The sequence below is a fragment of the Shimia sp. genome (genome assembly GCF_965227725.1).
Classification (GTDB): Bacteria; Pseudomonadota; Alphaproteobacteria; order Rhodobacterales; family Rhodobacteraceae; genus Shimia.
Genome location: NZ_CBDDGH010000003.1, coordinates 285,515 through 299,468, shown reverse-complemented (window position 1 = coordinate 299,468; position 13,954 = coordinate 285,515). Strand labels below are relative to the sequence as shown.

The 13,954-nt window shown below is 60.4% G+C and carries 14 protein-coding genes; 7 read left to right on the top strand and 7 right to left on the bottom strand.

Annotated features, from left to right (window positions below; all coding sequences use genetic code 11):
* Window positions 1–4: 4 nt before the first annotated feature.
* Window positions 5–2,194 (top strand): heavy metal translocating P-type ATPase, encoded by a 2,190-nt coding sequence (locus ACO07T_RS07165; protein WP_422048829.1) that lies wholly within the window; start codon window positions 5–7, stop codon window positions 2,192–2,194.
* 4 nt (window positions 2,195–2,198) lie between these two features.
* A complete protein-coding gene (gene ccoS / locus ACO07T_RS07160) occupies window positions 2,199–2,357 on the top strand; it encodes a cbb3-type cytochrome oxidase assembly protein CcoS (RefSeq protein WP_209064227.1) in 159 nt (52 codons plus the stop codon).
* A gap of 86 nt (window positions 2,358–2,443) precedes the next feature.
* On the opposite strand, the gene ACO07T_RS07155 is transcribed toward ccoS, so the two are convergent.
* Together ACO07T_RS07155 and ACO07T_RS07150 are read right to left on the bottom strand one after the other, a co-directional pair.
* Window positions 2,444–3,835, bottom strand: coding sequence for a D-alanyl-D-alanine carboxypeptidase family protein (locus ACO07T_RS07155; RefSeq protein WP_422048828.1), 1,392 nt, complete (start codon window positions 3,833–3,835; stop codon window positions 2,444–2,446).
* A gap of 186 nt (window positions 3,836–4,021) precedes the next feature.
* Complete coding sequence (locus ACO07T_RS07150; protein ID WP_422048827.1) at window positions 4,022–4,723, bottom strand: HAD family hydrolase; 702 nt, start codon at window positions 4,721–4,723, stop codon at window positions 4,022–4,024.
* Window positions 4,724–4,810: 87 nt separating this feature from the next.
* Here ACO07T_RS07150 and clpS point away from each other — a divergent pair, with 87 nt between their 5' ends.
* The 4 genes from clpS to hemF all read left to right on the top strand — a co-directional run bounded on the left by clpS (window position 4,811) and on the right by hemF (window position 7,964).
* Window positions 4,811–5,149, top strand: a complete 339-nt coding sequence (gene clpS / locus ACO07T_RS07145) for an ATP-dependent Clp protease adapter ClpS (RefSeq protein WP_209064232.1) — start codon at window positions 4,811–4,813, stop codon at window positions 5,147–5,149.
* 28 nt (window positions 5,150–5,177) lie between these two features.
* Complete coding sequence (locus ACO07T_RS07140) at window positions 5,178–6,161, top strand: class I SAM-dependent methyltransferase (RefSeq protein ID WP_422048825.1); 984 nt, start codon at window positions 5,178–5,180, stop codon at window positions 6,159–6,161.
* A gap of 46 nt (window positions 6,162–6,207) precedes the next feature.
* Window positions 6,208–7,008 (top strand): SDR family NAD(P)-dependent oxidoreductase, encoded by an 801-nt coding sequence (locus tag ACO07T_RS07135; protein WP_209064239.1) that lies wholly within the window; start codon window positions 6,208–6,210, stop codon window positions 7,006–7,008.
* A 62-nt stretch (window positions 7,009–7,070) separates the two neighbouring features.
* Entirely contained in the window at window positions 7,071–7,964 is an 894-nt protein-coding gene (gene hemF, locus ACO07T_RS07130) for an oxygen-dependent coproporphyrinogen oxidase (protein WP_422048824.1), read from the top strand.
* 60 nt (window positions 7,965–8,024) lie between these two features.
* On the opposite strand, the gene hemC is transcribed toward hemF, so the two are convergent.
* Entirely contained in the window at window positions 8,025–8,981 is a 957-nt protein-coding gene (hemC, locus tag ACO07T_RS07125) for a hydroxymethylbilane synthase (protein WP_422048822.1), read from the bottom strand.
* A gap of 103 nt (window positions 8,982–9,084) precedes the next feature.
* Here hemC and hemE point away from each other — a divergent pair, with 103 nt between their 5' ends.
* Window positions 9,085–10,116 (top strand): uroporphyrinogen decarboxylase, encoded by a 1,032-nt coding sequence (hemE, locus tag ACO07T_RS07120; protein ID WP_422048821.1) that lies wholly within the window; start codon window positions 9,085–9,087, stop codon window positions 10,114–10,116.
* A gap of 117 nt (window positions 10,117–10,233) precedes the next feature.
* Here hemE and ACO07T_RS07115 read toward each other — a convergent pair whose 3' ends face one another.
* The 4 genes from ACO07T_RS07115 to ACO07T_RS07100 all read right to left on the bottom strand — a co-directional run bounded on the left by ACO07T_RS07115 (window position 10,234) and on the right by ACO07T_RS07100 (window position 13,952).
* Window positions 10,234–11,328: a CaiB/BaiF CoA transferase family protein gene (locus tag ACO07T_RS07115; RefSeq protein ID WP_422048820.1), complete on the bottom strand. Its 1,095-nt coding sequence runs from the start codon at window positions 11,326–11,328 to the stop codon at window positions 10,234–10,236.
* 126 nt (window positions 11,329–11,454) lie between these two features.
* Window positions 11,455–12,294, bottom strand: coding sequence for an SDR family NAD(P)-dependent oxidoreductase (locus ACO07T_RS07110; RefSeq protein ID WP_422048819.1), 840 nt, complete (start codon window positions 12,292–12,294; stop codon window positions 11,455–11,457).
* A gap of 11 nt (window positions 12,295–12,305) precedes the next feature.
* On the bottom strand, window positions 12,306–13,454 hold the full coding sequence (locus ACO07T_RS07105; RefSeq protein ID WP_422048818.1) for an acyl-CoA dehydrogenase family protein: 1,149 nt from the start codon (window positions 13,452–13,454) through the stop codon (window positions 12,306–12,308).
* Between the two features lie 60 nt (window positions 13,455–13,514).
* On the bottom strand, window positions 13,515–13,952 hold the full coding sequence (locus ACO07T_RS07100; RefSeq protein ID WP_422048817.1) for a MaoC family dehydratase: 438 nt from the start codon (window positions 13,950–13,952) through the stop codon (window positions 13,515–13,517).
* Window positions 13,953–13,954: the final 2 nt, after the last annotated feature.

Below are 13,954 nucleotides of genomic sequence, written 5' to 3'. Positions count from 1 at the left end.
TCTGATGACCGCAGTTGCGCGCCCCCATCTCTCTGCCTGTCCGGCCTGCGATGCAGCCCCGGCGGCGGAAGCCTTGGCCGAAGGGGCCATGGCAGAGGAAGGCGCGCGCATTGCCTTGTCTGTTCCCGGGGTGCACTGCGCAGCCTGCATCGCAACAGTTGAAGGGGCGCTTTCCAAGGTGGCCGGTGTCACTTCAGCGCGGGTGAACCTCACGCTCAAGCGCGCCTCTATCGAGGCTGAGGCTGACGTCACGCCGGAAATGCTGACAGACGTTTTGGAACGCGTGGGCTATGAAGCCCATGAGCTCGATGCAGGTACTTTAAGTGCGACCCAGACCGACAAGGCAGGGCGTGACCTGCTGATGCGGCTGGCTGTGGCGGGCTTTGCCTCCATGAATGTGATGCTGCTGTCTGTGTCTGTGTGGTCAGGGGCTGAGGCGGCAACGCGTGATCTGTTCCACTGGATTTCAGCAGCCATTGCGCTGCCGACCATTGTGTTTTCCGGCAAGCCGTTTTTTGTCCATGCATGGAGCGCTTTGAAGCATCGCCGCCTCAATATGGATGTGCCGATCGTTCTGGCGATCCTTCTGGCGGTTGTGACCTCGCTTTGGGAAACGTCTTTGTCTGGCGAACACGCCTATTTTGATGCGGCGCTGACGCTGGTGTTTTTCCTGCTGGCGGGGCGCTATCTGGATCACCGCACACGGGCCGTGGCACGCTCGGCCGCTGAGGAACTGGCGGCGCTTGAAGTGCTGCGGGCCATTCGTGTGCAGGACGGGCAGGAAGAGACCGTCGCCGTGCAGGAGTTGCGCGTTGGTGATCTGATATTGGTGCGGCCCGGCGGGCGCATGCCGGTTGACGGCGAGATTGTTGAAGGGCGTTCAGAGTTGGACCGCTCTTTGCTGACGGGCGAAACCCTGCCGGTCTTTGCGGAACCTGGGTTGGGAGTCAGCGCTGGTGAAGTGAACCTGACAGGGCCGTTGATGATCCGCGCCAGCGCGGTGGGGGATCAGACCAGCCTGCATCGCATGGCGGATCTGGTGGCTGTCGCTGAGGCGGGACGGTCCAACTACACCTCATTGGCGGATAAGGCGGCGAAGCTTTATGCGCCGGGTGTCCATATCCTTTCGGCGCTGAGCTTTTTGGGCTGGTATCTTTACACCTTTGATATGCGCACGGCGCTCAATATCGCGGCGGCAGTGCTGATCATCACCTGTCCCTGCGCCTTGGGCCTCGCGGTGCCTGCCGTGACAACCGCCGCCTCCGGGCGCTTGTTTCGCAAAGGTATGCTGATCAAACACAGCACCGCCTTGGAACGTCTGGCGCAAGTCGACACGGTGGTTTTTGACAAGACCGGCACGTTGACCGCCGGCACACCCGAACTGACAAATCTTGACGCATTCCAAGCAGATGAACTGTCGGTTGCTTTGGCACTGGCGCGGGGGTCGGCCCATCCGCTGAGTGTTGCGCTGACGAAAGCGGCGCAGGCGGCTGGTGTTGCCCCGGCGGACGTGCGCGATATCGAAGAGGTGCCCGGCTATGGCACGCAAGGAACTCATGATGGCCAGTTGGTGCGCCTTGGCCGCGCAAGCTGGGTTGGTGCAGAAGCAGGCGCGCAAACGGCGGCCTACCTGAGCCTTGGCGCAGGCGATGCGCGTGCATTTGTCTTTGCAGACGCATTGCGTGAGGGGGCCGAGGAGGCCGTGGCCGCGCTGAAGAACACTGGCAAAGAGATCATTCTGCTGTCGGGTGACTCCTCCGGCGCGGTGGAGAGTCTTGCGCAGCGTTTGGGCATTTCCGAATGGGTTGCAGAAGCCTTGCCGGAGGACAAGGCAAAGCGCGTGCAAGCCTTGGCGGCAGGCGGCAAGAACGTCCTGATGGTCGGGGATGGCCTGAACGACACCGCAGCTCTGGCGGCGGCGCATGTGTCGATCTCTCCGGCCACAGCGCTGGATGCGGCGCGTGTGGCCTCTGACATCGTGCTGCTTGGCGGTGATCTTGCACCGATCCCAATGGCCATTGAAACGGCGCAATCCGCGACACGGCGCATTCGGGAGAATTTCCGTATTGCGACGGTTTACAATATCATCGCTGTGCCTTTGGCGGTTGCCGGGTTGGCGACCCCGTTGATTGCCGCATTGGCGATGTCTTCCTCTTCCATTACAGTATCGCTCAATGCGCTGCGCCTGAGGTGATAAAATGCAAGTTCTGTCTTACCTGATCCCAATCTCGCTGTTGTTGGGCGGCGTCGGCCTTGTTGCCTTTCTCTATACGGTGCGTTCCGATCAATATGACGATCCGGAAGGCAATGCTCAGCGCATCCTGTCCGGGCAATATGATGACAAGCCCAAGGGCTGAGCGCGGCCTGAAAGCTATCCACAAAAGAAAACGCCTTCCATCATGCTCAATGGAAGGCGTTTTCTTTTGTGGGATGGTTCCGCGCGTTAGCTGGGGCCAAGCGTATAGCAGGTGATCTGGCGGGCCTGCAGACGGCGGCAGGCGAGGTCTGCGGTTTCTTTGGACAGCCCCATAAAGTTGGCCTCAAACCCGCGGGTGTTTTTGACAACTTTGCGGAGACTGCCATCCAGTGTGGCCATTTCCGCCAGCGCGGTTTTGAGCAGCATTTTCTCCGCCGCATAGCGGCTGCCGTAACGGCCCACGTTGATGCCCCAGTGTCTGCCGCCTGCGGTTGAGATGCGGGTGACGACCTTGGGCTGAGGCGGTGGTGTCGGCTCCGGTTCAACGCTTGCCAAGGTGGCGCCGGTTGTTTCCTGCGCCTGCAGAAGCGCGGATTGAATGTCATGCTCGATCACATTGGCCGCAGCCACAATGGTTGGATCCGGCGTTGCGGCCTTTGCAACCACAGCTGGCGCCTCTTCCGGTGTCGGAGCGGTCGGGCGCAGCTTGGGGCGCAGCGACTTTTTCACGGCGGTGGCCACGCGGATGGTTTTGCCCGCGCCTTTGGAGGAGCCGATGTAATCCGGACGTCCCGGTTTTCTCAGGGCAACGCGGCTGGCGGAGCGGGTGAAGCCAAGGTCGAGCAGTTCCGCCACCTTTGCGTTGCGGGTGGCTGTGGAACGGCCGCCAAACACGGTGGCAATTATGCGCTTGCTGCCGCGCTCTGCGGAGGCCACGAGGTTAAAGCCCGCCGCGCGGGTATAGCCGGTCTTGATCCCATCCGCGCCGCGATAGGCGTTCAGCAGGCGGCGGTTGGTGTTGTTCACGGTCTTGATGCCCGCGCTTGTGGAGCGGCGGGAGAAGAGGTTGTAGTACTCCGGATAGTCATAGAGCACGTGGCGGCCCAGCGTGGTCATGTCTCGCGCGGTGGACATGTGGCCGGTCTCTGTCAGACCATGTGCGTTTTTGAATGTGGTGTTGGACATGCCAAGCGCCTTGGCGGTGCGGTTCATGCGGCGGGCAAACGCCGCCTCTGAGCCTTCGATAGCCTCGCCAATCGCGGTGGCCGCGTCATTGGCGGATTTCACAGCCGCCGCGCGGATCAGATAGCGGAGCGCGATTCTCTGGCCGGATTGCAGGCCAAGCTTGGAGGGCGGCTCTGCCGCTGCATTCCGGGAAATCTTGACCTTTGTGTCGAGGCTGATTTCGCCATTCTCCACCGCCTCAAAGGCGATGTAGAGCGTCATCATCTTGGTCAGAGAGGCAGGGTGCAGACGGGTGTCTGCGTTGCGGCTGTGCAGGACTTTGCCGTCGCGTGCATCAATCACCATGGCTGCATATGGCGCCGCAGAGGCCGCCAAAGTGGTCAGAGCAACACACACCACAAGTGCTGCCGAAAATAGCCCAAAACGGGCCGACTCAAAACGCCGCGCCTTCACGAGAACTGCCCTTTACTGCCTCTGATCGCCGGTTTTCCGGTCTGACCTTTATTGTTGAGAAGAGGCTAACACAGGCATCGGATTGAGGAAAGTGAATGTTTATTGAGGTTTTCAGCTATAGAGATGACCTCTCGAAGATGTTGTGGCCACATCTGCATCCACCCCAACACCTGCACAGATTCGGTATCATTTGATGTTATTTATAACTTCCGGAAGGCCCGAGAGTTGTGAAAGCGCCACAAAGCGTGCGTTGTTTTTGGGCATTTCAGCCTGCTCCAGCGCCCAGGCGGGGCCGTTTGGCACATGCACAGCCCAGCTTCCGGCGGCAAGTGCGGGCAGGATGTCGGATTTCATCGAGTCGCCCACCATCATCGCCTGCGCAGGGCCGTCCGCATGGCGCGCAAAAGTCTCTGCATAGACCTGCTCGGTTTTGTGGCTGACGATCTCGACCCAGGAGAACAGCTCGCCCAGACCGGATTGCGCCAGTTTGCGCTCCTGATCGAGCAGATCGCCTTTTGTGATCAAGATCAGCCGGTGCGTGTCTGACAGGCCGCCGACCACGTCTGCCACATCGGGCAGAAGGTCTATCGGATGGGCCAGCATGTCGCGCCCGCAAGCCATCAGCTCTGCGATCACTGAGGCGGGCACTGTTTCATCGGTGACTTCGATGGCTGTCTCTATCATCGACAGCACAAAGCCTTTCACCCCGAAACCATAGTGACCCACATTGCGTCGCTCGGCCTCAAGCAGGCGTTCATGCAGGTGCGCAGGCTCAGTGAAATCAGCCAGCAATTCGGCAAACCGCTCCTGCGTCAAACGAAAGAGCCGCTCTGTGTGCCAAAGGGTGTCGTCAGCGTCAAAGCCGATGGTGGTGAGCGTCCGGGCCATGAATTCAGTCCGATTGAGTGAGACCTCTTTTCTTACACCATCGACAGGCTATATAAACAGCTAACCACAGACCGGATTCTTGTGAAAATGACCTTTCCGAACGTACTCATGAGCATGGGCGACGATGACGGCGGTGACCTCGGGGTCGCGCTGGACACGCGCGTGCGCACTAAAAAGCCGCCGCTTTACAAAGTGTTGCTGCTGAATGACGACTACACGCCGATGGAATTTGTGGTGCATGTGCTGGAGCGCTTTTTTGCGATGACCCACGCGCAGGCGTTTGAAATCATGTTGACCGTGCATAAGAAGGGTGTGGCGGTGGTTGGTGTGTTCAGCCACGAGATTGCCGAGACCAAAGTCACGCAAGTGATGGATCTGGCGCAACGTCACCAGCATCCGTTGCAATGCACCATGGAGAAGGAGTGACCGGTCCGCGCCGTGTCACCAAAGAGCAATGTCTCACAGCAGATTGTCCCTGGCCGTTGATGAACACGGCCTCGCCCTTCCGTCGGAAGGGCATATTGCCGTTTTTGCGCCACGCGTTGGCTACGACCTCAGCGCGTTGCCGCGTGATCGGAGCACCATCATTCAGCCGCTGAAGCCGGATCATGATGCCTTTGCGCAGGTCGGCTATAGAGCTGAGGTGATGGAGCAAGGTTCCTATGCTGCAGCTCTGGTTGTGCTGCCGCGCGCCAAAGCGCTGGCCCGCGATCTGATTGCCCGCGCCTGTGCGGTTGCGCCGCTTGTCATTGTGGACGGGCAGAAAACCGATGGTGTCGACAGCCTTTACAAAGAGTGCCGCAAACGGGCGGATGTGCACGGGGCCTTCACCAAAGCCCATGGTCGGCTGTTCTGGTTTGAAGGCGGAGATTTCGCGGACTGGAAGGCTGGTGAGACCACGGAGATCGCAGGTGGGTTCACCACGCGTCCGGGCGTTTTCAGCGCAGATGCCGTGGATCCGGCCTCGGCCATGCTGGTTGAGGCGCTGCCAGCCAAACTTGGACGTGTTGTCGCCGATCTTGGGGCGGGCTGGGGCTTTTTGTCGTCACATATTCTGCGCCGTGATGGTGTTGAGGTTTTGCATCTTGTCGAAGCGGATCACACGGCGCTGGACTGCGCAGAAGCCAATGTGGCCGACGTGCGGGCGCAGTTTCATTGGGCTGATGCCACAAACTTCAAACCCGGACATCGCGTGGATACGGTGGTGATGAACCCGCCGTTTCACACCGGGCGGAAAGCGGAGCCGGATCTGGGCAAGTCTTTCATCCATGCAGCCGCCAAGATGCTTGCGCCGTCCGGCCAGCTTTGGATGGTGGCAAATCGGCATCTGCCGTATGAAGCAACGCTGCGCGAGGCCTTCAAAGAGGTCGAAGACGTTGCCGGAGATACGCGTTTCAAGGTACTAAAGGCGCAGCGCCCCAGTCGCACACGCGGCTGAGGCAGGCTTTTGAGCCGACAACATGGCAGCGTGATGGGGATCGTAGATGTCATTTTCAATTGCAGGTAAGACCGCGATTATCACCGGCTCGGCCAACGGGATCGGGCTGGCGGTGGGGCGGCATTTTGTGGAGCACGGTGCCAATGTCATGTTTGCCGACATGGACGAAGAGCGGCTCTGCACAGAGTTTGGCACGCGCCCTGAGGAGGGCAATGTGCGCACCTTCGCAGGCGATCTGCGTGAGAAGCTGACGATAAACAATCTGATCTCAGCCACCATTGATGCCTTCGATCAGATTGATATTTTGATCAATGGCTGCCGGCAAGTGACAACCAGTGACCCGCTCAATCCGGATGATGCGTCCGTTGAGCTGATGCTGCAACAAAACCTGATGACCTCGCTGAAGCTCAGCCAGATTGTGGCCAAGCGGATGATCAAACAGGCCGAAGGCAAGGAAGAGGGCTCTGCCGGGGCGATCGTGAACCTCTCTTCGATTGCGGCGCAACGTTCACAGCCTGATCTGCTCGGCTATTCCATTGCGACAGCGGCGCTGGATCAGATGACGCGGGCGATGGCTGTGGCGCTGGCACCGGAACGGATTCGCGTGAATGCGGTTGCGATTGGCTCGGTGATGTCGGCAAGCCTGCAGACCGCGCTGAAGGACAATCGCGATTGCCGCAATGAGATTGAACAGCACACCCCCCTTGGCCGGATCGCGGCGCCGGGAGAGCTGGCCGATGCGGTGCAGTTCCTGTCCTCGGAAGCGTCCGGCTTCATGACCGGCCAAATCGTGACAGTTGATGGCGGCCGTTCGCTTCTCGATACGGTCAGCACACCGGCACATTAAACAAAATTGACGCCGGTCGACATTGGACCGTGGCGGCCATCTGAACAGACAAAGAGGCGAGCATGAGCGCATCGATGGAGACTGAAAAGCAAACCGCGAGCGCGTGGTTCCGCTCGTTGCGCGATGAAATTGTCGCGGCTTTTGAAGGGCTTGAAGATACCCATGCCGAGGGTCCCTATGCCGATCAAACGGCGGGGCGCTTTGAGGTGACCGAGACCAAACGCGCCAGCGCAGATGGCTCTGACGCGGGCGGCGGCCTGATGTCAGTGATGCGCGGTGGGCGCGTGTTTGAGAAAGTCGGCGTCAACGTTTCCACGGTTTATGGCGAATTGGGCGAGCGTGCGCAGGCGGCAATGGCGGCGCGCAAAGGCTTTCCCGAGATGAAGACAGATCCGCGCTTCTGGGCCTCGGGCATCAGTCTTGTGGCGCATATGCAGAACCCGCATTGCCCAGCAGTGCATATGAACACGCGGATGTTCTGGACCCCGCACGGCTGGTGGTTTGGCGGCGGATCCGACCTTAATCCCTGTCTCGAATATGATGAGGACACGGCGCATTTCCATACTGTCCAGAAGGCACATTGCGACAAGCATGGCGAGGCGCAGTATCCACGGCTAAAGGCCTGGGCAGACGAGTATTTTTACATTCCGCATCGCAATCGGGCGCGCGGGGTTGGCGGCATTTTTCTGGATGACCATAACACCGGTGATTGGGCAGCGGATTTTGCGTTTATTCAGGACATTGGCCGTGCGTTTCTTCCAGCCTTCTTGCCGCTGATTGAAAAGCGACGTGTGCAGGGATTTGGCGATGCGGAGAAAGACGCGCAGCTGGTGCATCGTGGGCTCTATGCTGAGTATAATCTCGTCTATGATCGCGGCACCAAGTTTGGGCTTGAGACCGGCCATGATGCCAACGCGGTTTTGATGAGCCTGCCGCCGCTGGCAAAGTGGGTCTGACATAAGAAAAGCGCCGGTGAGAACCGGCGCTTTTTTGTTTGCTCAGGCGGATATTGAAGATCAGCGCCAGTCAAAAAAACCGGGGCCGCCGCGCTCAAGCAATTGAGCGGCCATGGTTTTTCCGAGCTCTGCACCATCTTCGATCTGAGCGGTCTGATCGTCGCTGAGGCTTTCAGAGCCATCAGGCCGCAGAACTTCGCCGCGCAGGCGGAGCGTATTGCCATCAAGCTCGGCGAGCGCCGCGATTGGGGTTTCACAAGAGCCATCGAGCGCGGCTAGGAAAGAGCGTTCCGCGGCCAGACGCTGGCCGGTGGGCGTGTCATGGATGGCTTCCAGCATCGCGGCGGTGTTCATATCTTCGGCGCGGCGCTCGATGCCGATGGCGCCTTGGGCAACGGCGGGCAGCATGTCTTCGTGCTCAATGGCGCTGGTGGCGATGTGAGACATCTCCAAGCGGTTGAGGCCCGCCATGGCGAGGAAGGTGCAATCCGCGACGTTGTCTGAGAGCTTTTTCAGGCGGGTTTGCACGTTGCCGCGGAACTCTACCACATTGAGATCATTGCGGTAATTCAGGAGCTGTGCGCGGCGGCGCAGGCTGGAGGTGCCGACCGTTGCGCCCTCGGGCAGATCCGCCAGAGAGGCGTGATTGGGCGACACAAACGCGTCGCGGGTGTCTTCGCGGGGCAGGTAAGTGTCGAGCAGCAGGCCCTCTGGCTGCAGGACAGGCATGTCTTTCATCGAGTGGACCGCGATGTCGATGCTGCCCGCAAGCATGGCCTCTTCGATTTCTTTGGTGAAAAGCCCTTTGCCACCCAGCTCTTTGAGCGGTTTGTCTTTGGCAATCAGCTGCGCGTTGTCACCGGATGTGGTGATCACCACAATCTCGAATGCGGCCTCAGGCAGATCGAAGGCAGCCATCAATCTGCGCCTAGTTTCATAGGCTTGCGCCAAGGCTAGGGGGGAGCCACGGGTGCCGATTTTCAGCGTCGAGTCGGGGGAGGGCAATGTCACGGTCATGGCGCAGGGATAGCCGCGACAGGGTGTCCTGACAAGCGCTCTGGCCTTGACATCTTGACGCTGGTGCCAGACGACGAAGGCGACACATTGGAAAGGGGAAACCATGGCCGAGAAGACGATCCTGCGCGCATTGGCGGGTGAGACGCTGGACACGCCGCCGATCTGGATGATGCGGCAGGCGGGGCGCTATCTGCCGGAGTATCGCGCCACGCGGGCGCAGGCGGGTGACTTTCTATCCCTTTGTTATAACAGCAAATTGGCCGCCGAAGTGACACTGCAGCCGATCCGGCGTTATGGCTTTGATGCCTCTATTCTGTTTGCTGACATCCTGCTTTTGCCGCAGGCGTTGGGGGCGGATTTGTGGTTTGTCACGGGGGAAGGTCCACGGCTTTCAACCATCGAAGCTCAGGCGGATTTTGACAAGCTGAAACCGGCCAGTGAAATCCACGAAACCCTTGATCCTGTTTATGAAACTGTTCGGATCCTGCGTCGGGAGCTGCCCAAGGAAACCACGCTGATTGGCTTTGCCGGGGCGCCCTGGACGGTGGCGACCTATATGGTTGCGGGGCGGGGGACGCCGGATCAGGGGCCAGCGCATCAGTTGAAGGACGAAAATCCCGAGTTGTTTCAGGCGATTATCGATCGTTTGACCGAAGGGACCATCGACTATCTGTCAAAGCAGATCGAGGCTGGGGCGGAGGTTGTGAAGCTGTTTGACAGCTGGGCGGGCTCTCTGAAGGGAGCGGATTTTGACCGCTATGCCCTTGAACCTGCTAAGAAAATCATTGCGGAGCTGAAGGCGAAGCATCCGGATGTGCCGATCATTGCCTTCCCGCGTGGCGCGGGTGAGCGCTATGTGGGCTTTGCCAAGGCGACGGGCGCGGATTGTGTGGCGCTGGATGATGGCGTGACGCCGGAATGGGCCGCAGAGCATGTGCAGGTTGATGGTTGCGTGCAGGGAAATCTCAAGTCTTCCCATATGGTTACAGGCGGTCAGGCGCTGGTGGATGAGACCCGCAAGATTGTCGATGCCTTCAGCAACGGGCCGCATATCTTCAATCTTGGCCATGGCATCACACCGGATGCAGACCCTGAGAATGTACAGCTGATGATCGACGCGTTGCGTGGGCGCTGAGCCCGCGTTAACCACGTTTTTTAACGTCGGTATTGCGTCTGTATCGCGACTGTTTTGCGGAGGTGCGTTTTTGCGCGCCTCTTTTTTATGACCGGACCGCGCGTTGCGGCAGGCCGATCAGCGCTCTTGACGCGGGGATTGGGCCAATTCCGCGAGAATCTCCGCCGTGTGTTCGCCACGTTTGGGGGCCGGGTTGACCTCTGCCACCTTCCCATCAAATCGCGGGGCAGGGGCGGCTTGCAGATTGCCGTCCGGATGATGCCAGACCTGACGCGCGGCCATCTGCGGAGACTGCGCGCTTTCCTCAGGCGAAAGCACCACGGCGACGCAGGCGTCTGAGCCGGAGAACAGGCTGTCCCAATGCAGGCGCGGCTCTGACAGGAAGAGGTCCGAGAGGCGCGCGGTGAGCTTGGGCCAGAGGGTGGCGTCGTGTTGGCGGGCAAATTCCGGATCGTCGCTCAGACCCATCTTCTCTAGAAATTCGGCGTAGAACTGAGGCTCCAGACATTGCACGGAGACATGGCCGCCATCGGCGCAGAGATAGCTGCGCGACCAATGCGGACCATCTAGCAGGCTGTGGCCACGTTCCATTGACAGGCCGCCGCCCTGACGCAGGGCCATGAGCAGGGTCATCATGTGGGCGGAGCCGTCCACAATGGCGGCGTCCACCACGGTGCCACGCCCAGAGGTGCGTGCGTTGAGAATGCCGGAGAGGATGCCGATCACCAGATAAAGCGCGCCGCCGCCAATGTCGCCCACTAGCGTAGCGGGGGTGATGGGCGGGGTGCCTGGCTCTGAGGCATACCAAAGCGCGCCGGATTGGGCGATGTAGTTGAGATCATGCCCGGCACTCTGGGCGCGGGGGCCGGTCTGGCCCCAGCCGGTCATCCGGCCATAGACCAGCGCGGGGTTGTCGGCGTGGCAGGCTTCGGGGCCAAGGCCCAAGCGTTCCATCACGCCGGGCCGGAAGCCTTCGATCAGCGCGTCAGCGGAGGCGATGAGCGCCTTGGCGGTGGCGAGATCCCCGGGATCTTTCAAATCAAGCGCGATGGAGCGTTTGCCCCTATCGAGCACGGATTGATCTGCGGTGATCGCGGCGGCGGTTTTGCGGTGGATGGTGATGACATCTGCGCCAAGGTCCGCGAGCAGCATGGCGGCGAAGGGGCCGGGGCCGAGGCCTTCGATTTCGATGATGCGGGTGCCTTGGAGCATGATTTCACCTTCTGATGTGCGGTCTGAGACTGGTGAGTAGGGGCGCGCCTGACCCTGGGAGGAAGCGAATGCGCCCTCCCGTGGGGAGGGTCGGGCGCGGCCCGGCGTTGCCGGGCGGAAGGAGGGTTAGGTGCCGTTCAGACCGCCACCAACCGTCAAGGTCTGGCCGCTGACATAGTTGCTTTCGGGGCAGCAGAAGAGATAGACGCCATCGGCGGCTTCCTCAGGTGTGCCGGGACGGCCCAGTGGCACCATGGCGGCAAACCCTGTGGCGACCTTTTCGGGGATGCCGATGCCGACAGTGTTGCCATCCACGGTGATGGATTTCTTCTCATTGGTGGCCTCGGTGAGGCGGGTTTCGATATAGCCAAAGGCGACGCAGTTCACATTCACCTTAAAGCGGCCCCATTCTTTGGCCAGCGTTTTGGTGAGGCCCAGCACGGCGGATTTGGCTGAAGAATAGTTGGCCTGACCGACATTGCCGCCGGTGCCCGCGATGGAGGAGATGTTCACCACCTTGCGGAAGACTTCTTGGCCCGCCTCAGCCTCTTGGGTGGCGGCGCCTTTGATGAAGCCGGAAGCGGCGCGCAGAATGCGGAAGGGCGCTTTGACGTGCACATCCATCATGGCGTCAAACTGGTCGTCGGTCATATGGCCGATGAGACTGTCCCAAGTGTAACCGGCGTTGTTGACGATGATATCAATCGCGTTCCACTCAGAGACGCCTGCGCCAATGAAGCGTTCGGCAAAGCCGTCCTCAGTGACGGAGCCGGGCACGGCAATGGCCTTGCCGCCCGCTGCGGTGATTTCATCGACCACGGCCTGCGCAGGGGCCTCTTCGAGATCGTTGACGACGATATTGGCGCCTTCGCGGGCGAGTTTCAGGGCGACGGCGCGGCCGATGCCATTGCCTGCGCCGGTGATATAGGCGGTTTTGCCTGTCAGCTTTCCTGTGAGTTTGCTCATGTGGGTGGTCCTTAGTCGAGATCCAGAGATCGGGCGATCACCTCTTTCATGATTTCATTGGTGCCACCATAGATCTTTTGCACGCGTGCGTCGGTGTAGAGTTCGCTGATCGGATACTCCGACATATAGCCGTAGCCACCGTGCAGCTGCAGGCATTCATCGACGATTTCACATTGGGTTTGCGTGCCCCACCACTTGGCCATGGCGGCTTTTTCAGCAGTGAGCTGGCCTGTGTCGAGCTCGGTCAGACATTGATCGCAGAAGGCAGCGAGCAGTTCGATCTTGGTGGCGCATTCTGCAAGTTTGAAGCGGGTGTTCTGGAAATCCATGACGCGCTGGCCAAAGGCTTTGCGCTCTTTCACATAAGCCAGCGTGTGGTCGAGCGCGCATTGCGAGGCCCCAAGCGCCATATAGCCAAGGATCAGGCGCTCCCATGGGAGCTGTTTCATGAGCTGGATGAACCCCTGGCCTTCTTCCGCGCCCAGAAGGTTGGTCAGCGGGACGCGCACATCCTGAAACGAAAGCTCGGCGGTGTCGTTGCGCTTCATGCCCATCTTTTTGAGGCGGCGGCCGACGGTGAAGCCCTCAAGCCCTTCGGTTTCGACAATGATCAGCGAGACGCCCCTACCTTTGGCGGATGGGTCGGTCTTGGCGACCAGCACGATCAGATCGGCGGTCGCGCCATTGGTGATGAAGGTTTTGGAGCCATTGATCAGATATTCATTGCCGTCACGGATGGCAGTGGTTTTCACCGCCTGCAGGTCGGAGCCGGTGCCCGGTTCGGTCATGGCGATGGCGGCGACTTTGCGCCCCGCGGCAAGGTCGGGCAGCCAGCGGGCCTGCTGCTCTTCAGAGCCAAAGGCGGTGATGTAATGGGCGGCGATGTTGTGGACCGAGACGCCCCAGCCGCTGTCTCCGGCTTTGGTCTGTTCCAGAAAGGTGATGGCGTCAAAGTGGCGTGACAGGCCAAGGCCGCCGTGGGCTTCGGGGAAGGTGGCCCCGAGGATGCCAAGGTCACCGGCTTTGCGCCAGAGATCTTTGGGCACCACGCCGGCCGCGGACCATGCGGCGTTGTTGGGGATGACCTCTTCGGCCATGAAACGGCTGACGCTATTTGCAAAGGCGGTGTGGTCCGCCGTCATCCACATGTGGTTGGGCATTTGAGGTCCTTGTTGTCTGTCTAGAAGGGGCGCTTCGCTTGATATGCTGTGCGCGCGGGATCAGGGGGTGCCGCAGACCTTGGCTTCGCCGCGCAGGGTTCTGGTGCCGTCATCAATATGTGCGGCGAGCGCAAGGGTCAGCAGCACGCGGCCGTGTTGCTCAAGCCGGTCGCTGACAGTGCCGGTGCAGGTGACGGTGGCGCCCACAGGGGTAATCGCGGTGAAGCGGCTGGAGAGGCCGCGCAGGCGGCTTTGCCCGGCCCAGCCGGTCACGAGGCGGCCGAGTTGGGCCATGGAGAGCATGCCATGGGCAAAGACATCGTCCATGCCAGCCTCGCGGGCAAAATCCAGATCGATGTGGATCGGATTGTGATCCGCTGAGGCTCCGGCATAGAGCGCGAGGGTTTTGCGGCTGATCGGGCCGAATGTGAGCGGGGGCAGGTGGTCGCCGACCTGAGCGGTGGCGGGGGTGCGGGCGATTGCGATCGTCGTGGTCATGA